At 57.3% G+C, this 18411-nt stretch carries 20 protein-coding genes and 1 tRNA gene; 7 read left to right on the top strand and 14 right to left on the bottom strand.

Annotated features, from left to right (window positions below; genetic code table 11):
* The first annotated feature begins 25 nt into the window (after positions 1-25).
* The gene (locus tag AC2FF8_RS09295; protein WP_496879524.1) at positions 26-1153 is read left to right on the top strand and encodes an aminotransferase class V-fold PLP-dependent enzyme; all 1128 of its coding nucleotides are present in this window, start codon (positions 26-28) and stop codon (positions 1151-1153) included.
* Positions 1154-1165: 12 nt separating this feature from the next.
* On the opposite strand, the gene AC2FF8_RS09300 is transcribed toward AC2FF8_RS09295, so the two are convergent.
* From AC2FF8_RS09300 to AC2FF8_RS09310, 3 genes are all read right to left on the bottom strand, one after another.
* A complete protein-coding gene (locus tag AC2FF8_RS09300) occupies positions 1166-2362 on the bottom strand; it encodes a UbiH/UbiF family hydroxylase (protein ID WP_496879525.1) in 1197 nt (398 codons plus the stop codon).
* A gap of 74 nt (positions 2363-2436) precedes the next feature.
* Positions 2437-2685 carry a hypothetical protein gene (locus tag AC2FF8_RS09305; RefSeq protein ID WP_425078052.1) on the bottom strand — a complete coding sequence of 83 codons (249 nt, stop codon included), beginning with the start codon at positions 2683-2685 and terminating at the stop codon, positions 2437-2439.
* Positions 2686-2770: 85 nt separating this feature from the next.
* Positions 2771-3415 (bottom strand): pyrimidine 5'-nucleotidase, encoded by a 645-nt coding sequence (locus AC2FF8_RS09310; protein WP_170346615.1) that lies wholly within the window; start codon positions 3413-3415, stop codon positions 2771-2773.
* Between the two features lie 100 nt (positions 3416-3515).
* Here AC2FF8_RS09310 and AC2FF8_RS09315 point away from each other — a divergent pair, with 100 nt between their 5' ends.
* On the top strand, positions 3516-4163 hold the full coding sequence (locus tag AC2FF8_RS09315) for a GntR family transcriptional regulator (RefSeq protein WP_117869320.1): 648 nt from the start codon (positions 3516-3518) through the stop codon (positions 4161-4163).
* A gap of 3 nt (positions 4164-4166) precedes the next feature.
* Here the strand turns inward: AC2FF8_RS09315 and AC2FF8_RS09320 are convergent, their stop codons facing one another.
* Positions 4167-6044, bottom strand: coding sequence for a glycosyltransferase (locus AC2FF8_RS09320; protein ID WP_496879526.1), 1878 nt, complete (start codon positions 6042-6044; stop codon positions 4167-4169).
* Positions 6045-6125: 81 nt separating this feature from the next.
* Entirely contained in the window at positions 6126-7292 is a 1167-nt protein-coding gene (carA, locus tag AC2FF8_RS09325; protein ID WP_170346617.1) for a glutamine-hydrolyzing carbamoyl-phosphate synthase small subunit, read from the bottom strand.
* Positions 7293-7475: 183 nt separating this feature from the next.
* On the opposite strand from carA, the gene AC2FF8_RS09330 reads away from it, so the two are divergent.
* Entirely contained in the window at positions 7476-7961 is a 486-nt protein-coding gene (locus AC2FF8_RS09330; RefSeq protein WP_170346618.1) for a GatB/YqeY domain-containing protein, read from the top strand.
* Positions 7962-7979: 18 nt separating this feature from the next.
* On the opposite strand, the gene AC2FF8_RS09335 is transcribed toward AC2FF8_RS09330, so the two are convergent.
* From AC2FF8_RS09335 to ctaD, 3 genes are all read right to left on the bottom strand, one after another.
* On the bottom strand, positions 7980-8471 hold the full coding sequence (locus tag AC2FF8_RS09335; RefSeq protein WP_496879527.1) for a DUF2244 domain-containing protein: 492 nt from the start codon (positions 8469-8471) through the stop codon (positions 7980-7982).
* Between the two features lie 44 nt (positions 8472-8515).
* Entirely contained in the window at positions 8516-9115 is a 600-nt protein-coding gene (locus AC2FF8_RS09340) for a 2-hydroxychromene-2-carboxylate isomerase (RefSeq protein WP_170346620.1), read from the bottom strand.
* A gap of 122 nt (positions 9116-9237) precedes the next feature.
* On the bottom strand, positions 9238-10896 hold the full coding sequence (gene ctaD / locus AC2FF8_RS09345) for a cytochrome c oxidase subunit I (protein WP_257600497.1): 1659 nt from the start codon (positions 10894-10896) through the stop codon (positions 9238-9240).
* A gap of 305 nt (positions 10897-11201) precedes the next feature.
* On the opposite strand from ctaD, the gene AC2FF8_RS09350 reads away from it, so the two are divergent.
* Positions 11202-11621, top strand: coding sequence for an HIT family protein (locus AC2FF8_RS09350; RefSeq protein ID WP_480684584.1), 420 nt, complete (start codon positions 11202-11204; stop codon positions 11619-11621).
* Here the strand turns inward: AC2FF8_RS09350 and AC2FF8_RS09355 are convergent, their stop codons facing one another.
* Positions 11622-12044, bottom strand: a complete 423-nt coding sequence (locus AC2FF8_RS09355) for a MerR family transcriptional regulator (protein ID WP_425078056.1) — start codon at positions 12042-12044, stop codon at positions 11622-11624. It lies immediately after the preceding gene.
* Positions 12045-12126: 82 nt separating this feature from the next.
* Between AC2FF8_RS09355 and AC2FF8_RS09360 the strand changes: the two genes are divergently transcribed.
* Positions 12127-13068, top strand: a complete 942-nt coding sequence (locus AC2FF8_RS09360) for a cation diffusion facilitator family transporter (RefSeq protein ID WP_496879528.1) — start codon at positions 12127-12129, stop codon at positions 13066-13068.
* Between the two features lie 315 nt (positions 13069-13383).
* Here AC2FF8_RS09360 and lipB read toward each other — a convergent pair whose 3' ends face one another.
* Together lipB and AC2FF8_RS09370 are read right to left on the bottom strand one after the other, a co-directional pair.
* Entirely contained in the window at positions 13384-14040 is a 657-nt protein-coding gene (lipB, locus tag AC2FF8_RS09365) for a lipoyl(octanoyl) transferase LipB (RefSeq protein WP_496879529.1), read from the bottom strand.
* Positions 14041-14079: 39 nt separating this feature from the next.
* On the bottom strand, positions 14080-14739 hold the full coding sequence (locus AC2FF8_RS09370) for a DsbA family oxidoreductase (RefSeq protein WP_496879530.1): 660 nt from the start codon (positions 14737-14739) through the stop codon (positions 14080-14082).
* 141 nt (positions 14740-14880) lie between these two features.
* On the opposite strand from AC2FF8_RS09370, the gene AC2FF8_RS09375 reads away from it, so the two are divergent.
* Positions 14881-14967 (top strand) — tRNA-Leu (locus AC2FF8_RS09375).
* Positions 14968-14971: 4 nt separating this feature from the next.
* Here the strand turns inward: AC2FF8_RS09375 and AC2FF8_RS09380 are convergent.
* Together AC2FF8_RS09380 and AC2FF8_RS09385 are read right to left on the bottom strand one after the other, a co-directional pair.
* Entirely contained in the window at positions 14972-15109 is a 138-nt protein-coding gene (locus AC2FF8_RS09380; RefSeq protein WP_496879531.1) for a hypothetical protein, read from the bottom strand.
* Between the two features lie 210 nt (positions 15110-15319).
* A complete protein-coding gene (locus AC2FF8_RS09385; protein WP_257600501.1) occupies positions 15320-16072 on the bottom strand; it encodes a TylF/MycF/NovP-related O-methyltransferase in 753 nt (250 codons plus the stop codon).
* 366 nt (positions 16073-16438) lie between these two features.
* Between AC2FF8_RS09385 and AC2FF8_RS09390 the strand changes: the two genes are divergently transcribed.
* Positions 16439-17269: a class I SAM-dependent methyltransferase gene (locus tag AC2FF8_RS09390; protein ID WP_496879532.1), complete on the top strand. Its 831-nt coding sequence runs from the start codon at positions 16439-16441 to the stop codon at positions 17267-17269.
* A gap of 32 nt (positions 17270-17301) precedes the next feature.
* On the opposite strand, the gene AC2FF8_RS09395 is transcribed toward AC2FF8_RS09390, so the two are convergent.
* Positions 17302-18399, bottom strand: coding sequence for an acyltransferase family protein (locus tag AC2FF8_RS09395; RefSeq protein ID WP_496879533.1), 1098 nt, complete (start codon positions 18397-18399; stop codon positions 17302-17304).
* Between the last annotated feature and the right edge of the window lie 12 nt (positions 18400-18411).

Below are 18411 nucleotides of genomic sequence, written 5' to 3' on the forward strand. Positions count from 1 at the left end.
GAAAACGCTTTGGAAAGGATGCGCCATGCCAGGCTTGCTGGAAACCGTTGACCCGGACGGGCTCGAAGAATTCTCGGTCGTATTTACCGACCGTTCGTTGAACCATATGTCGCAGAAGTATCAGCAGGTGATGCGCGACATTTCGGACATGCTGAAAGACGTGTACAACGCGGATGGCGTTGCCGTTATTCCCGGCGGTGGAACCTATGCCATGGAAGCGGTCGCCCGACAGTTCGCACGCGGCGCGGATGTGCTGGTGGTTCGCAACGGATGGTTCTCGTACCGGTGGAGCCAGATCATTGAGAGCGGCTCTCTGACAAACTCGACCACGGTCATGAAAGCGCGAGAGACTGGCAATGCCAGCCCATCGCCTTTTGCGCCTGCTCCGATCGAAGAGGTCGTCGCCGCGATTCGCGAACAAAAACCCGGCGTTGTTTTTGCGCCGCATGTCGAAACCTCAGCGGGGGTCATTCTGCCGGATGATTATGTGACCGCGCTGGCAAGCGCGGCGCACGAGGTGGGTGCATTGATGGTGTTGGATTGCATTGCGTCGGGTTGCGCCTGGGTGGACATGAAAGCCACCGGTGTCGATGTTCTGATCTCGGCGCCGCAGAAGGGGTGGAGCGCGTCGCCATGTGCCGGTCTGGTCATGTTGTCTGAACGGGGCGAGGCACGTCTGGAGCAGACCAGTTCCGACAGTTTCGCCCTTGATCTGAAGAAATGGCGGCAGATCATGCAAGCCTATGAAAACGGCGGCCACGCCTATCACGCCACGATGCCGACCGATGCGTTGCTGGCTTTCCGCGACACCATGGCAGAGACGCGTGAATACGGGTTCGAAAAGCTGCGTGCGGCGCAATGGGCGCTGGGTGACGGTGTGCGGTCGATGTTGAAGGACAAGGGCGTCGTTTCGGTCGCGGCCGACGGTTTTGGCGCGCCTGGAGTTGTGGTCAGCTACACCTCGGATCCCGAAATTCAGAACGGCAGGAAATTTGCGGCGCTGGGTATGCAGATTGCCGCTGGTGTCCCGTTGCAATGCGATGAGCCAGAAGGGTTCAGCACGTTTCGGTTGGGCCTGTTTGGGCTCGACAAGCTGTACGACGTGGACGGCACCATCGCGCGTTTGAAACGTGTGCTGGATCAGGTTCTGTAAGCAGCCCGGGCCTTAGCGAACGCCAAGGCCCATCTGCATCAACGTCTTGCGCACTGGTGGCAGGGAATAAAGTGCGCTCAGCCCCATCGCCCGTGCATCCCGCAGCGGGCGTGCCTCGATCATCGAGGCGCGGTTCAGCAGATCAATGCCTTTGACACGCATCTCGACCTCGGTGTGACGGGCCTTGTGATAGGCGTCCAGCATCTGTGCGTCTCCCAGACTTTCGGGCCGGGCCTGCGCCAAATCCAGCAGGCAACGCAGATCGCCCAGCGACATGTTCAAGCCCTGTGCTCCGATGGGTGGCACCACATGCGCGGCCTCAGCCATCAGGGCGATGCGTTCCCCCGCCAGCCGTTCCGCCGATTGGCTGATGATCGGCCAGATCGTTCTGCGGGATGCTAGTTTCAGCGGGCCGAACAAACCGCAGGACCGAGAGGTCATGGCGGCCTCGAATGCCTCGGGTTCCAGGTTCAGGAGTTCAACGGCCTTCGGTCCGCGTTCCATCCAGACGATGGCGGACGAGGGCTGCCCTTCCCAGTCCGGCAGAGGCACCAGCGTGAACGGTCCACCCGATCTGTGAATCTCGGTCGAGACATTCTCGTGTGGAATTGGGTGTGTCACCGCAAAGGCCAGCGCCTTCTGCCCATATCGTGTCGTGTGCACTTTGATTCCGGCGGCCTCGCGCATAGGTGAGTTGCGACCATCGGCGGCAAGCACAAGTCTGCACCGGACGCGGCTTCCATCGCTCAGGCCCACGCGGGCCTCGGCGGTTCGGGTGAACAGGCTGGTGGTTCCGGTGCCGGTGCGGAAATCGACATTGGGCAATTCAGCCAGTCGCGCCACCATTTCTCGGCGCAGCAACCAGTTGGGCAGGTTCCAACCGAAAGGGTGGTCAGAAATGTCGGCTGCGTTGAAGTCGCGGACAACGCGCGGCTCGGGCACGTCGCCCCCCGCGTCAACGATCCGCATGATTTGCAGCGGAGCCGCGTGGGCATCCAGCCTGGCCCACAGACCGCATTGTTCCAGCAGGCCGCGCGCAGGCTGCAAAAAAGCGGTGGTGCGCAGGTCCGACCCGTCCACGTCCCGCTCGGTGATCGGAGGGCTCGGATCAACGCAGATCACTTGAAAACCTGCCGTTCCGAATACCGCCGCTGCGGTCAGGCCGGCGATCCCGCCACCGGAAATCAGGATGTCACAGCTGTCGGTCATGGCGCCTCTCATCATTCCGGGCAGAACCTAATTCGGATCTGCCCCGAGTGCCAAGTGACATCCTGTCCCGTATTTCAGCCGCGCGAAATCAGCACGAGGATCAGAAACATCACCGGCACCATCATAAGGGCAGGGATGTAGAGACCGGGAAGGCCAAACAGCATGATGGAACAGCCCCACATGCTGAAAATCGCAGCGGTGGTGTAATACAAGTCTTCTGCCTTCGCGTTGACCGCGTCGCGCGCCAGCCATCCAAAAACGGGAATTGCAAAGAAAAGGCGCTGCCAAATCGGCAGGCGCAGCGGCATGTCAATCGCGCTCATCGGGGTCTCCATCTGTTCGTCGCTGACGCGCATATAGGTATGCAGATGCAGGTGCGGAACGTGCAGATCGTCGCACTGTGACAGGCTATCGCAGGCGGGCCAAAAACGCGGTCAGATCGTCCGTATGGTGATGAATGTGATCGGCTTCATGCGGGTCGGGGGCAACATGCACCGTACGCATTCCCATCTCGTGCGGGGCCGCGAGATTGCGTGGGTCATCTTCGAACATGGCCGCCATTTCGGTCTGGAGGCCATCCTTTTCAAAGATCGCTTCGAAGGCAGCTTTTTCCGGCTTTGGTCGATACCCTGCGTGTTCGACACCGTAAATCGCGTCGAACAGGCCTGTCAGGCCGCGTGCTTCCAATACACGTTCCGCGTAAGGCGCGCTGCCGTTGGTGTAGACGATCCTCCGACCTGGAAGGGCGCGTATATGGTCGGCCAGTTCCGCATCCGGGTCCATGTGGCTCATGTCAACCTGATGTACCGCGTGCAGATAAGGGTCGGGGTCCAGATCATGCTCGGCCATCAACCCGGCCAGCGTGGTTCCGTATTCGCGCCAGTAATGCGCGCGTAACCTGTCGGCCTCGGCCCGGTCGACACCGATGGCTTGCACCACATAGTCCGTCATCAGAACTTCGATCTGATCGAACAGCCGCATCTGCGGCGGATACAGGGTGTTATCCAGATCGAACACCCATTGGGTGACATGACTAAAGGAAGGTTTGACCATGGCTTGGGTTTAGGGCGCAGTCGGGCGGTTTTCAATGCCGTACTTGATCGCCGCCCCCTGACACGGCTAGACATGTCCGAACGAGGAGACAAACGATCCCATGAGCCAGACCCGATCCCCGACCAAGGACGCCTACAGCCTTATCCTGGAAGCCATCGATGTGGGCGTCTACAAGCCCGGTGATCGGTTGGTCGAAAGCGAACTGGCTGAACGGTTCGGCGTGTCGCGCACTCCGATCCGTGAAGCGCTGCAACGCCTGGAAACCCAATCCTTGCTGGAACGGGACGGGAGGTCATTGATCGTGGCGTCTCTGGACCACAACCAGATGGCCGAGCTTTACATCGTGCGCCGGGAACTTGAAGGTCTTGCCGCACGGCTGGCCGCAAAACACGCCACCGAAGAAGAAATCAAGGTTCTTCAGGACATGGTCGTCGAAGACGACAAGCTGATCGATGACCCAACGGCTTTGTCGCGCGCCAATCGACGGTTTCACGAACAGATTCATCTGGCGTCACACAACCGCTACCTGGTTCAGCAGCTCGATCTGGTCCATCGGACCATGGCTTTGATGGCGACCACTTCGCTGGCTGTTCAGGGGCGTGGCGAGATTGCGCAAAGTGAGCATAAGGGAATCGTCGAGGCCATCGCCGCCCGAGACGAGGAAGCCGCAGGGCGGGCGCTGAAGGAACATATTTCAATCGCCTTCATGACACGTCTGAAACAGGATGCCAGTCGTCGCGATAAATGAACGTCAGGCCAGCGGAACGTCTTCGCTGGCCTGTCCGTGTTGGGTTTTGTCCCAAAAAAACGGATTTGTCGCCAGTTCCCAGAGCGCTTTGTAACCGGCAACCACCCCCAGAGGGAAATACAGACACATCGTCGGGACCCACGGCAGCAAAAACCGACGTTCACGCGCGGAAACAGCGATGATCCCAACGCATATGTTCAGCGCCTCGGTTGCCAGAAACAAGCAGATCAGCGCCGTCGTGATCTGTTGCGGCAGGATTTGCTCCATCGGATTGGGCATGCCCAGGGCGTATAGCCAGAAAATCCATAGAACAGGGGCCAGCAGGAACTGACCCAGAGTGCCCAGAAAGAACGCCTGTAGGCCGAAAAACTTCGCCGCACCCAAATCAGCATACAATTTCCGCGGGTCGCGCATGTGCACAAGATAGGTGACCATGAACCCCTTGAGCCAGCGTGAGCGTTGCTTGACCCACGGCCAGGCGCGGAAATTCGCCTCTTCGAATGTCGTGGTATCCACCATCTCGGTCCGATAACCGGCCCGGCAAAGCCGCACACCCAAATCGGCATCTTCGGTGACATTGTGGGCGTCCCAGCCGCCCAGTTCCAACAGCTTTTCGCGGCGGAAAAAGAACGTCGTTCCTCCAAGCGGGACGACCAGCCCCATACGTGCGATGCCCGGCAGGATCACGCGAAACCAGCTGTTGTATTCGATGGTAAAACAGCGTGACCGCCAGTTCGTGCGGGGGTTGTAGTAATCCAAAACACCTTGCAGGCATACCACCTCGGGCGAAGCTTGGGTAAAATGCGCAACCACACGTTCGATCTGATCTGGCTGTGGTGCGTCTTCGGCATCCCAAACGCCAACGATGTCACCACGGCAAAAATCCAGCGCGTAATTCATGGCGCGCGGTTTGGTGGTCAACCCGTTCAGTTCCGGGACTTCAACAACACGCATCCAACTGGGCAGAGCCACCCGCGCAAGGGCGTCGCGCGTCACGTCATCGGTTTCCTCAAGCACGAGAATGACGTCCAGCAGCGCTTTGGGATAGGTCAGCCTTTGAAGCCGTTGCACCAGAGCACTCGCGATTTCTCGTTCCTTGTACAGCGGCACCATGATGGACACGCAGGGGTGCCGAAGTGCGATTGCCGCCTCGGGTGGCTCGGTCGGCTTTTTCATGTGGTCGCTGAGACAGGCCAGCGCGCCAATTATCCGAAAGGCGGCAAAAAGAACCAAACTGCCTAGGGCTGCGCCCAACAAAACCATCAATCCAAACGAAGGGAACAGGGCGAAAAGAAACAGCACACCCAGCGTTGTTGCAGATGATACGAGCCGGGGCCCGGCGGTCCAGTTGCGGCAGCTTTGAGCGGCGTTCACCCGGGTTTCGGCCGCTTTTGCAAGTGTCCGCGAGAAGTGCTGTGCAATGACCCGGTCGATCTGATGAGAATCCGCAAGAACCGGCAGGATGGCATAGTCGCAATCCTGCATCTCGGCGACCACGGTTGCAAAACGATCGGGCCGGGCAGTGGCGACCAAAACCAGAGGGCCGATGCGCATCCAGGGAATGACATTGTGCTCAAGCCAGAAGTCTACCGGCTTCAGGTTGCACAATCCGGGCATCGGTGGAATTTGCTCGAGGTCCGCGATCTGCCACCCGAACTGCGTGGATAGGGCCTTCAGTACGTCCTGCCTGGTGGCATAGCCCTCGCCAACCAGAATTTCGCCAAGCGGCGCTTTCTGCCTGGTCTGCAAGCTCAACGCATGGTCCAGTTGCGAGCGCGTGATGACCTCGGTTTCCAGCAGGCAAGTTCCCAGCGGTTTGCGAAATCCGGGCGCCGGGATCGGGGCAGCGGTTGTAAAGTCCTGGAGATTAAGTTCAACCATAAAGAAACCCTGGCACAGTTACCTGCGCTCAGGGTTGATCAAACAAGGTTAATGTGCCGTTAACTCTGGTAACTTAAGGGTTTATGCCTGCTCTTTTTTCTTTTCCATCGCATCGGCGAAACGCTCGAACAGATAGAAACTGTCCTGGGGTCCGGGTGACGCTTCGGGGTGGTATTGTACCGAGTATACAGGTCTGTCAGTCATTCGGATACCGCAGTTCGAGCCGTCAAACAGCGATCTGTGTGTCTCGACCACGCCTTCCGGCAAAGACTGCGCGTCCACGGCAAAACCGTGATTCATCGAAGTGATTTCGACCTTGCCGGTTTCCAGATCCTTGACCGGGTGGTTCGCGCCGTGGTGACCGTGGTTCATCTTGACTGTCTGACCGCCCAACGCCAGCGCCAGCATCTGGTGGCCAAGGCAGATACCAAAGACGGGCAGATCGGTTGTGTCCAGAATTTCCTTGATCATCGGGACAGCATAGGCACCCGTTGCAGCCGGGTCTCCGGGACCGTTCGACAGGAAAACGCCATCCGGCTGATGGGCCAGCACTTCGGCAGCGGTCGCCGTCGCTGGCAACACGGTTACATCACATCCAGCCGAGGCGAGACAGCGCAGAATGTTGCGCTTGGCGCCGTAATCGACAGCCACGACTTTGTGGGCAGGGGCCTCTTGTCGCTTGTACCCGTCAGGCCACGCCCACCGCATTTCATCCCAGCGATAGCTTTGGGCACAGGTGACTTCCCTGGCCAAGTCCATACCTTCCAGACCGGCAAAACCGCGGGCCGCAGCAACCAGGGCTTCGATATCGAAATTGCCCTCGGGGTCATGCGCCAGCGCCACATGCGGCGCGCCCTGCTGGCGGATGGCGCGGGTCAGTCGGCGGGTATCAACGCCGCCGATGGCGATGCGTCCACGGCGGGCAAGCCAGCCCTTGAGTTCCTCGGCCGAGCGCCAGTTGGACGGCTCGGTCGGATCCCATTTGACAACCATGCCAGCGGCGACCGGATCGCCGGTTTCGTCATCCTCCGGGTTCACGCCGACATTGCCGATATGGGGGAAGGTAAAGGTGACGATCTGCCCGGCATAAGATGGATCGGTCAGGATTTCCTGATATCCGGTCATGGCTGTGTTGAAGCAGAGTTCGGCCACGGTCTGTCCGGTTGCACCGAAACCGAGGCCGTAAAACAGCGTTCCGTCGGCCAAAGCCAGACATGCGGTGGGCTTGGACGGGGCGTTCTGGGCCATGGCGCGACTCTCCTGCAAGGTAAACCGGCGCATACCTAAGGGGGTTAAGCGCCTGGGTCAAGTCTGTTCAATTTTTGGGCTATCGTTATTTTTCAATGGGTTAAGCCTGATCGTCCCCGGTTGTATCACGCTTTTTGTTTAGATATGTTCGGGGTTCCGTTGTCATGGGGATGGACAAGCCAAATGGATATGCGATCACGGGTGAATGCCGCCCTGAAGCAAGCTATGAAAGACAAAGCAGCCGAGCGTCTGTCGACACTGCGGTTGATCAACGCGGCCATCAAGGACCGCGACATCGCCGCGCGCGCCTCGGACAATGAAGAGGTCAAGGGCTGCGGTGATGCAGAGGTGCTTGAAATTCTTGGCAAAATGACCAAGCAACGCAAGGAAAGTGCGCGCGCCTATGAAGAGGGCGGTCGCCTGGACCTGGCCGAACGCGAGATGCAGGAAGTCGCCGTCATCGAAGAGTTTCTGCCCAAGCAGCTGGATGATGAAGAAGTGTCAAAGGCGATTCAGGCCGCGATCACTTCAACCGGTGCCGGTTCCATTCGGGACATGGGCAAGGTCATGGGCGAGCTGAAGACCCGCTATACCGGACAGATGGACTTCGGCAGGGTCGGACCCATGGTCAAAGACCAACTCTGTGCCGCATCAAACGGCGATTGCTGAGACATCAGGCTGAAACACCTAATGCGCGACAGGATCGCGCAGTTTCCTGGCCAGGTCGTCGTAGAGCGTGATACGCTCGTCTTCCGACAGAAACGCCCCGATTTCCACCTCACGCCCGTCTCCGACGAGCGTGACGTAATGTGGAACCGGGCCGCCTTTTTCGTACATTTCAGGTCGTGCCCAATAGCGATTGCACGACCATTCCTGTTGGTCCTTGCCAGGGGTGTGATGCACCAGGCGGGCTTGTGAATCGGACAAGGTAAAAACCTCAAACGTACTGCGCGCGCGATAGTTCGCCTGAATCGCCAGCCAAAGCCCAAGCACCGTCAATAACAGAAACGGTAACAGACCCCACAACACGACCGACCCAAGCACGGCCAACAATGGGATCAAACCGAACAGAAACACGGACAGGATGGCAATCATCGCCCCACGTCGCGGCAGTGAGTTATGCGGCCAGAGGCGCAGCTCGTGTACGGTTTCGGATGTCTGATTCCATTTGTAGGGCATACCGGAAACATATCGCAGTGCTGCGTCATGTCGACGGGTTTTGATCAGACCACGTGGCCCACCCGCGCCCACGACAAGGCGTCATCCAAACGGTCGTCGCCCCAGAACACCTCTTGCCTCACCACGAAGCTGGGGGCACCGAAAACACCCAGTTTCACTGCGATGTCTGTTTCAGCTTCCAGTGCCGCGACGATATCCGGGCTGCGTGCGCGTGCCAGTGTCAGACGGGGATCCTGCTGGCACCGCAGCAAAGCTTCGGACAGGGCGCTTTCGCTGCCCGCTTCGACGCCATCCTCGAACCAGATGCGGTAAAGGTTTTGGGTAAATGACTTGCCCCATCCATCCATCATACCAAGCAGAGCGACCTGATTGGCCAGGGCAAGATCGGAAATCGGATAGGGTGCGGGCAGGCTGGCGTGGATGTGATACTTGGCACAGCGCCTTTCGATATCGCGCCACATATATGCGGATTTTTCCGGTTTTCCGGCAAACGGGATATTCTGCTGTGCTGACATGACCGTGCGCACATTGAAGGGCCGCCAATTCACGGTGGCGTCATGTTCAGCGCACCAGTCGTCCAGACGCATCACGGTAAGGAAGCTGTAAGTGCTGCCGATTGAATACCAAAAGTCGATTTCCGGCATTGCCGATCCTCCGACTGTTCTGTGGGGGTATCATAGCGGATTTTGGTACACTTGGCGAACCGGCAAAGGTGAAAACGAAAAACCCCGCCACTTGGGCGGGGTTTCCTTGGATCAGATCGGGATCAGTGGGCGTGGCCTTTGTCCCAGTCTTCCTGCTTTGGCAGCTGCTCGAACGTGTGCTCGGGCGGCGGCGAGGGCAGGGTCCATTCCAGCGTGTCCGCGTATTCGTTCCACGGGTTCGGGCGTGTCTCTTTCGCGCCACGCATGAGGGCGTAGATCACGATGCCGAAGAACAGCAGGAACGAGGCGAACGAAATGAACGCGCCAATCGACGATACAAAGTTCCACTGGGCAAATGCCTCGGGGTAGTCGATGTAGCGACGCGGCATGCCCTGACGGCCCAGGAAGTGCTGCGGGAAGAAGGTCAGGTTGGCGCCGATGAAGAACATCCAGAAGTGAACCTTGCCCCAGAACTCGGAATACTGACGACCTGTCATCTTGCTGAAGTAGAAGTAGACGCCCGCGAAGATCGCAAAGACAGCACCAAGCGACATCACATAGTGGAAGTGCGCAACCACGTAGTAGGTGTCGTGATAGGCGCGGTCTACGCCAGCCTGGCTCAGAACCACACCGGTCACACCGCCGACGGTGAACAGGAACAGGAAGCCGAAGGCGAACAGCATCGGTGTCTTGAACTCGATCGAGCCGCCCCACATGGTGGCGATCCACGAGAACACCTTGACCCCCGTCGGAACCGCGATGACCATCGTGGCCAGCATGAAGTAGGCTTGCTGACGCAGCGACATGCCGACGGTGTACATGTGGTGCGCCCACACGACAAAGCCCAGCACGCCGATCGCGATGATCGCCCAGACCATCGGCAGGTAACCGAAGATCGGCTTGCGCGAGAAGGTGGCGATGACATGGCTGATGATGCCGAATCCGGGCAGGATCACGATATACACTTCCGGGTGGCCGAAGAACCACAGGATGTGCTGATACAGGATCGGATCGCCGCCACCGGCCGGATCAAAGAAGGTGAAGCCGAAGTTGCGGTCCATCAGCAGCATGGTGATCGCGCCCGCCAGAACCGGCAGCGACAGCAGAATCAGCCACGAGGTGACGAAGATCGACCAGCTGAACAGCGGCACCTTGAACAGGGTCATGCCCGGGGCACGCATGTTCAGGAAGGTGGTGATCATGTTGATCGCGCCGAGGATCGAGGAGGCGCCCGATACGTGCACGGCAAAGATCGCAAGATCCATGGACATGCCGCCTTCGGTCGTCGACAGCGGCGGATACAGAACCCAGCCCACGCCCGAGCCGGCCTGGTCGTTGCCTCCAGGCGCCAGCAGCGACGCGACACCCAGCGAGGTGCCGGCGACATACAGCCAGAAGGACAGGTTGTTCATCCGCGGAAACGCCATATCCGGCGCGCCGATCTGCAACGGCATGAAATAGTTGCCAAATCCGCCGAACAGGGCCGGGATGACAACGAAGAACATCATCAGAACACCGTGATAGGTGATCATGACGTTCCACAGATGCCCGTTGGGTGTACATGGGTCGGCCATGAAGCCTTCCAGACACATGTACTGAACGCCCGGGTGCATCAGCTCGAGCCGCATGTATACGGTCATCAGAACCGAGATCAGACCGGCCAGCGCCGAAACGACCAGGTACAGAATCCCGATGTCCTTGTGGTTGGTCGACATGAACCAGCGCTGGAAAAAGCTGCGCTGATCTTCATGGTCGTGACCGTGAATGGCTGCGTCTGCCATTATAGGTGCCTCCTGTTGCAACTGCACCGCGCAGTCGGACCTCTCCAACGCGCGGGATTCCTGCTGTTTTTAGAATGTGACGAGGGCACCTTCAATGGCCGAGTTTGATCTGGATCAAGATTAATTGTCGCGGGCAGGCGGGTGCCGCACGATTTTCCGGCCTTGAACGTGGGTTATCTGGGCATGGCGGATGAGAATTCAAGCCCGGCCTGCCGATGCGGCACGGGCGCTGGCAGAGTTCCGCCTTGACCGTTGCCCGCACGCGTCTCAGAACTGTGCCAACACCCGCAATCCAGAGGTTTGAGATGGCTGATTACGACCCCGACAATATCTTTGCGAAAATCCTGCGAGGAGAAATCCCGTGCACGCGCGTGTACGAGGATGATGAAACGCTGGCTTTCATGGATATCATGCCGCGCACGGACGGGCATCTGTTGGTGATCCCCAAAACACCGTGCCGCAACGTACTGGATGCTACGCCCGAGCAACTGACGGCGGTTGTGAAAACGGTGCAGAAGATGGCCCGGGCGGTCAAGTCCGCCTTTGACGCGGACGGGGTGACGATTCAGCAATTCAACGAGGCGGCAGGCGGGCAGGAAGTCTTTCACCTGCATTTTCACGTCCTGCCGCGCCACGAAGGGGTTTCCATGCGCCCGCCGGGCAAGATGGGGGATTTTGACCTTATCGGAGAGCACGCGAAAAAGATCAGCGCCGCACTCGCCTGATCATTCGGCGCCATGTGGCCCCATGCATTCGCCGTGATCCTGAAACGCGTGCAGCACGGCACAGACATGGTCGTGTTGCCCGTCGCAGGCCGCTGAAATTCGGGTCAGTTCCGCCTCGAGGTTTTGCAGGCGGGCAATACGATCCCGGAGGTCGGCCAGTTGCTTTTCGGCAATTTCGTGCGCCCGGTTAAGATCGCTGCCAGATGCGCCCTCAAGGGACAGCAAGCCCACGACGTCGGCCAGTGGCAATCCCAGATCACGGCAATGGCGAATGAAGATCAGCCGTTTTAAAGCGGCATCGTCATACCGGCGTTGATTGCCCGCGGTTCGCTCTGGCTTGGGCAACAGGCCTTTGTCTTCGTAGAACCGGATTGTGGGAATTTTCACTCCGGTTCGGTGCGATAAGTCCCCGATCGAGTACATTTTTTCGTTGCGACCTCTTGAACCTCTAGTGGCTAGAGAAATTACATGCTCTGGGAAGCCGTAACAAGGGACATGAAACGATATGGCACACCAGCATCCCCACACCGGGCATGGTCACAAGCACAACCACATCGATCCGGGCGCAGGTGATGCACGCGTCGCCTGGGCGATTGCGGTGAACATGTTCCTGACATTGGCTCAGGTCATCGGAGGCATCATTTCGGGTTCTCTGGCCCTGATCGCCGACGCATTGCACAATTTTTCGGACGCAGTCGCGCTGATCATCGCCTTTGTCGCCCGCAAGATCGCCCGCCGCCCGGCAGATCCCCGGATGAGCTTTGGTTATGGCCGGGCCGAGGTGGTTGCCGCATTGGTCAATTACACCACGTTGATCGTGCTGTCGGTTTATCTGTTCTACGAAGGTGTGATGCGGTTTTTTGAACCCGAGCCGATCAACGGGTGGATTATGGTCTGGGTCGCCGCGCTGGCATTGGTGGTCGATCTCGTAACCGCTGCGCTGACGTATGCCATGGCCAAGGAGAGCATGAATATCCGGGCCGCATTCATTCATAATGTTGCTGACGCATTGGGATCAGTCGCCGTGATCGTAGCGGGCACCGCAGTGATCCTGCTTGGCTGGACATGGGTGGACCCGGTGGTGACGATCCTGATCTCGGTTTACATCATGTGGCATGTCAAAGAAGAGATAGGTGAGACAATCCGTGTTCTGATGCTGGGCGCTCCGCCCGACCTGGAACCAGAGCAGGTTGCGGCGGCTATCGAAGAAACAGAAGGGGTGGCCGAAGTACATCACGTGCATTTGTGGAGTATGCAGGAACGGCAGCCCGCGCTGACGGCTCATCTGGTCGTCGATGCGAACGCCTGGTCAAATGCCGAAGTGGTTCGGGACAGTGTCAGGCAAACGCTGCAAGTTCGTTTCGGGGTTGGCCACGCGACGCTCGAACTGGAACAGGCCGACCGCGCCTGCGTCGGTTCGTCCCGATTTGGGCACCATGAAGAATAGCGGCGCCGCAAAGAGAATTGCCGTTCCGATTTGGGGTCGGAACGGCAGACTCGTAACCAAACACTTCTCGGATTTCGAGGGCGAGCCCTGGATCACCGGTTAACATACCACTCACTCTTGATTGGCAGTTCCATATTACTCGTTAACGGAGCCTTTGTATCTAGCTGAGTTAAAAAATGCTTAAAGACTTCCATAAATCCACCGAATTCAGGGTTAATTGCCTTACGCATGGGAAACAGAGCCAGCCGGTCACAGGGATTGTTGTTTGCAACAGTGGCGCGCAGCGATTCGCTGCGCAGTGATCGGCAGATGGAATCAGGGTGCCACAGGGCCAAATACGTCTGCGAATGTCTTTTTCAGTGCGGCATCAAGGTCTGCCATCGTTACCGGCAAGCCCAGATCGACCAATGAGGTCACGCCGTATTCGCTGATCCCGCAAGGGACGATGCCGGAAAAATGGTCCAGATCAGGTTCGACATTCACCGAGATTCCGTGAAAACTGACCCATTTGCGCAGGCGCAGACCAATGGCGGCGATCTTGTCTTCCGCCGGTTTGCCGGTCGCCGTCAGCGGCTTGTCATCACGCCGAACCCAAACCCCCACGCGCCCGTCACGAATCTCACCTTTTACATTGAATTCCGCCAGCGCCGAGATCACCCAGGTTTCAAGCTGCTTCACAAACTGACGCACGTCGCGGCCGCGTTTGTTCAGATCCAGCATGACATAGGCCACACGTTGACCGGGCCCGTGATAGGTGTATTCGCCGCCGCGTTTGCTTTCGTAAACCGGAAACCGATCGGGGTCGGTCAGATCCTCGATTTTGGCCGAAGTGCCGGCCGTATAAAGCGGCGGGTGTTCCAGCAGCCAGACGCATTCCTCGGCTTTGCCATTTGCGATTGCGGCGACGCGCGCCTCCATAAAGGCAACGGCGTCGTCATAGCTGGTCAGACCATCGGTGATTTTCCATTCCATGCCGGTCTCATATCCGTCTGGATCGGTCAAGAAAAGGGGTCAGGCGGCCTCGGACAGGCAACGTTGCAGCACCTGGGCATAGGTTTCAGAACCCTGCGCGCCGGTCAGCAGGTATTTCCCGCCAAAAACCATGGATGGCACGCCTGAAATGCCCCGGCTGGTCCAGAACTGCTGCTTTTCACGTACCGGGTCAATGTGTTTTCCGCTTTCAAGCGCTTGTTGCGCCGTATCCGCGTCCAGCCCGATGGATCGAACAACTTCCAGCAGAACAACCATATCGGAAACATCCCTCTGCTGAGTGAAATACGCGTCGAACAGAGCCAGCTTCAGAGGATGCTGCCGACCCAACTCTTCCGCCCAATCCAGCAACTGATGCGCCGCGAATGTATTCACCATTCTGCTGTCATCGTCGAAGTTGAAGGCAAAGCCGAGCTTGGCCCCGATCGAGGTAAGCCGGTTCCGGGCCTGCTGGCTTTGTTCAGCGGTCGTGCCGTATTTCTCCATGATATGTTCACGCAGATTCTGGCCCTCGGGCGGCATGTTCGGGTTCAACTCGAACGGATGCCAGCGAAGCCGGGCAAGGACATCCTGTTGCTGCAACGCCATGTCAAGCTGTCGAAACCCGACAACGCACCAGGGGCACACAACATCCGAGACGATATCGATCTGAACGATCGGGCGGTTATCGGGCGAGGGCATCTGCGGCTCCTGTCAGGTCAATAGAGTGTTGTCCAGTGGCAGAGATAAGCCCGTGGTGAAGGAATTTAAACCACTGCGTTTTTGCCTCTTCACATCGCGCGCACCAACGTCTATACGCCGCTTTACCAAGTCATTGGCAGTGCGGTCGTGGCGGAATTGGTAGACGCGCAGCGTTGAGGTCGCTGTGGGGTAACTCCCGTGGAAGTTCGAGTCTTCTCGACCGCACCAACTTTCAGTGAAAGAACATGAAATTGAGGGCGGGTGCGAAGATTGCATCCAGTGTGGCGCCCAGTGTGCGATGTCCGAAAGGGTGGCCGAAGACAGCGGTTCCACGTGAAAGATCCGCTTTCAGAACCTGAATCAGTTCCATGTTTTGGACGCTCATCGGGATGTTGAGGATTCTACCCCGGTAGCACCCACCAAGGGTGTCAGCTTGGTCGGCCATTCTGAAACACGAACAGGCCGCAGCCTTGCTGAGCGTGAGGTTTCAGGTGTTCAGGTGACGGGCGCCGACGTCGGCAGCGCCCGCAAGTGGCGGGCGCAATCTGACCCATGACCTGAACCCAAGGCCTGGTCCTTTCTAGACCTTTTGAAAATAGACGCCCACACCATCGATTTCGTTGATTGCGGGTGGCTGATAACCCACTTCGTCAAGATAGTCATGAACGGCAGCTTTGGCTGCGGGAACCACGTGATAATCGTCAACGATGATCCAGCCGCCTTTCGAGACTTTGCCGAAAAGGTGCCGCAATGGATCTATGGTTGATTCATACATGTCGCCGTCAAGACGCAGCACTGCAATCTGCTCGCTGGGCACCAGTGGCATGGTGTCTTTGAAGAAACCCTCGATGAACACGACATTATCGTCCAGAAGCCCGAACTTTTCAAAATTGGCCCTTACAGAATCGGCTGACACGGCCAGAGCGTCGTATTTGTGGAAATCAGACCCCTTGTCGTGAGGATACAGTTCTTCATTCGGCTCGGGCAGCCCCTGGAAAGAGTCACACAGAACGACGCGTCTGTCATTCTGGCCATATGTAAAAAGAACCGCTTTCGCAAAGATGCTGGCACCGCCACGCCATACTCCGGTTTCGACAAAATCGCCGGGAATCTGGTTGCCAATGACGGATTCCACCATGGCGCGAACATTGGCCAATCGCTTGCTGCCTACCATAGTGAACGCAACAGACGGCCAATCCCAGCCGTATTCACGGTTTTTGGAGTTGTAATCCGGTTTGGTGTCTCCAAACAGAATTGGTGGGTCTTCATAGATCGTGCCATCGAGGGCACGGGCAACCGTGGTCAGATATTGTTCCCGAAGTTCCGCGAGCATAGAAAAAAACCTTGCATAGATGTCGGGCTGGTTCTGACCTTTCTACTGTAAAGATTCAACAAGAATCGCGGGAAATGGCCTGGGGGCATGGCTAATCAGAGTCACATTTTCGGCAAAATGTGCCCTGTTCAACTCAGGCATGCAGTTTTATTCAGCTTCGGCGTGCAGAATGAAACATATCTTTTTCAACGCTGGGCAATACATGAAAGCTTGCAGCGATTTCGGCGATTATGCTCTGGCCCAGCCCATTTTCGGGGCCGTGCAACGCCTGCCTCGCGCTTCTTTCTGCGTTTGATGTAAAGGAAGCTTGTAAACCCGTGCCTTTCAGGAGATGAAGCACGCAAGCCATCAGGTAAGGGCATAGTGGTGAGCAGATTTACGGAAATTGTCTCGACTGTCTTGCGCTCGGTTTCGGGCGGTTCAAAAAAGAAGATAATTCAACCGGTAGTCTGGTCGGAGCGGAACAGATGTACCGTTGACGGCGTCAATTTTTTCGCCACGGTCGACATCGCGGAATACCACGAAATCACATCGAACGATAGCGAGTTTCTGCTGGTGAAAACCCGCGAAATGATCGAGGCCGAACTGGATTGCACCTCGAAGATCGATGTTCGCAATATCGTCGATATCGGAGTATGGCAGGGCGGGAGCGTCGTACTCCTCGATCGTGTTTTTCGGCCTGACAAACTGGTTGCTGTTGAGTATTCGACGCGCGAACTGCCTCACCTTGACGCCTATATAGAAAGGCATTCTCGGCAGGATAACGTGCGCCTTTACAAGGGGGTAAGTCAGGCTGACGTCAATCGGTTCGGGGAATTGCTGGATGCAGAGTTCGGCAACGAGAAGATTGACCTCGTCATAGATGACGCTTCGCACCAGTATTTGGAAACCTTGTTGTCGTTCAACCTCGTTTTTCCGCGCATGTCTGAAGGGGGCGTCTTCGTCATTGAAGACTGGCAATGGTCCACGATGGACGAACATTACAACTCCGACTATTTCGACGGGAAAAAGGCGCTGGCCAACCTGGTGCTTCAGTGCGTCATGTCCTGCGCCTGCCGGCCAGATATCGTTCGCGAAGTCATCGTGAAAAATCACTCAGCTATGGTTGTTCGGGGCGAGGCTGAACTGCAAAGCGGTGTTTTTGACATTACCGAGATCGCCCGCAATCGAGGCGAGACTATTCCCCTGGTACTATAGATCCGCATTGTGTCGGTGGGCGCGCTCTGCCGTCACGACGCCAGTCGTTGTGACACTGTATCTCTCAGTTCTGGTTTGGTTATCCGGCGGGCCAGACGCATGAACGGAACTTCGACGGCATAATAGATAACAGTTGCAATGGGTACTGCCACGGCAAGGGTAACTGCGCAGACCACGGGCACCACAAGATCCGGGTTGTCCGTAAGCGTTGCGGCCCATCTGGTCAGATGTGTCTTATAGATCAAAAACGGATGCATCAGATACAGGCTGTAACTGATCTTTCCCAGAAAACGCGTTGCAGAGTTGTACAGTGCAGAGACAGGTCGAAGCGCTTGCGATAGCACGAGACTTGCAGAGGCAACGCCCCAGCCCAACACAAACTCGAGCGGGACCGGCTTGTACAGTTTCTGTGCCTCATCAGGGATCGGCCCGAACAGAAACATGAAAACCAACCCGGCCAGACCCGCGACGAGGGTGGCATAGCCAAGAAGGCCCGCGTGCGAAGTCGGTGTCAAACGGTAGATGCACCAGACGATCAGGCCCAACGCAAAATACGGGGCGTTCGTGAAAAAGCTGGTCCAATAGTAGTAATCGGGAACTTCGCCCTGACCAGACAAGTTTACAGACGCCCATCCCAAGCAGGCGAGCAAGAAGAGAATTATCGCTGACCAAATATTCCGCCAAATCCAAAGGAAGGGGAACAGAAGATAGAAGATGACTTCGACGCCGATTGACCAACCCGCCGGAACAAGACTGGTTTGTTCACTGGGGACAAACCCGAACAGAAATGTCATATTCCTGATGATCGTACCCGTTTCGGCTTGGACACCTATATACAGCCAGGCGAAAAGCATCAGGTAAAAGAGCGGGGCAATTCGAAAAAACCTGCGCAAGGCATAGGCCCAACTTCGATCAATGGAAACTCCATTTGGATAAGCCAGCGACATGGACATCGCGCTGATTATGAAAAACAGCGGCACCCCCATCGAAAAATAGTCGACGCCCCAGTCTGTGTAATCGACTCCAAGTGGATGAATGAGCACTGCGTGTACAAACACGACCGCAGCCGCTGCGATACCGCGCAGAGCATCAAGGCCATGCGCCCTTTGGTCTTTGAGATTACCTGTCATGATCTACTCGAG

Source organism: Ruegeria sp. YTSA144 (assembly GCF_059610125.1).

Excerpts from the sequence above, each read along its gene's own strand:
- AC2FF8_RS09370 (WP_496879530.1), bottom strand. The coding sequence starts at position 14,739 with ATGCCCTCGCCCGATAACCGCCCGATCGTTCAGATCGATATCGTCTCG.
- lipB (WP_496879529.1), bottom strand. The coding sequence starts at position 14,040 with ATGGAATGGAAAATCACCGATGGTCTGACCAGCTATGACGACGCCGTT.
- AC2FF8_RS09295 (WP_496879524.1), top strand. The coding sequence starts at position 26 with ATGCCAGGCTTGCTGGAAACCGTTGACCCGGACGGGCTCGAAGAATTC.
- AC2FF8_RS09355 (WP_425078056.1), bottom strand. The coding sequence starts at position 12,044 with ATGTACTCGATCGGGGACTTATCGCACCGAACCGGAGTGAAAATTCCC.
- AC2FF8_RS09305 (WP_425078052.1), bottom strand. The coding sequence starts at position 2,685 with ATGAGCGCGATTGACATGCCGCTGCGCCTGCCGATTTGGCAGCGCCTT.
- carA (WP_170346617.1), bottom strand. The coding sequence starts at position 7,292 with ATGGCCCAGAACGCCCCGTCCAAGCCCACCGCATGTCTGGCTTTGGCC.
- AC2FF8_RS09315 (WP_117869320.1), top strand. The coding sequence starts at position 3,516 with ATGAGCCAGACCCGATCCCCGACCAAGGACGCCTACAGCCTTATCCTG.
- AC2FF8_RS09335 (WP_496879527.1), bottom strand. The coding sequence starts at position 8,471 with ATGCCCTACAAATGGAATCAGACATCCGAAACCGTACACGAGCTGCGC.
- AC2FF8_RS09385 (WP_257600501.1), bottom strand. The coding sequence starts at position 16,072 with ATGCTCGCGGAACTTCGGGAACAATATCTGACCACGGTTGCCCGTGCC.
- AC2FF8_RS09380 (WP_496879531.1), bottom strand. The coding sequence starts at position 15,109 with ATGGAACTGATTCAGGTTCTGAAAGCGGATCTTTCACGTGGAACCGCT.
- AC2FF8_RS09320 (WP_496879526.1), bottom strand. The coding sequence starts at position 6,044 with ATGGTTGAACTTAATCTCCAGGACTTTACAACCGCTGCCCCGATCCCG.
- AC2FF8_RS09360 (WP_496879528.1), top strand. The coding sequence starts at position 12,127 with ATGGCACACCAGCATCCCCACACCGGGCATGGTCACAAGCACAACCAC.
- AC2FF8_RS09330 (WP_170346618.1), top strand. The coding sequence starts at position 7,476 with ATGGATATGCGATCACGGGTGAATGCCGCCCTGAAGCAAGCTATGAAA.
- ctaD (WP_257600497.1), bottom strand. The coding sequence starts at position 10,896 with ATGGCAGACGCAGCCATTCACGGTCACGACCATGAAGATCAGCGCAGC.
- AC2FF8_RS09395 (WP_496879533.1), bottom strand. The coding sequence starts at position 18,399 with ATGACAGGTAATCTCAAAGACCAAAGGGCGCATGGCCTTGATGCTCTG.
- AC2FF8_RS09300 (WP_496879525.1), bottom strand. The coding sequence starts at position 2,362 with ATGACCGACAGCTGTGACATCCTGATTTCCGGTGGCGGGATCGCCGGC.
- AC2FF8_RS09350 (WP_480684584.1), top strand. The coding sequence starts at position 11,202 with ATGGCTGATTACGACCCCGACAATATCTTTGCGAAAATCCTGCGAGGA.
- AC2FF8_RS09340 (WP_170346620.1), bottom strand. The coding sequence starts at position 9,115 with ATGCCGGAAATCGACTTTTGGTATTCAATCGGCAGCACTTACAGCTTC.
- AC2FF8_RS09310 (WP_170346615.1), bottom strand. The coding sequence starts at position 3,415 with ATGGTCAAACCTTCCTTTAGTCATGTCACCCAATGGGTGTTCGATCTG.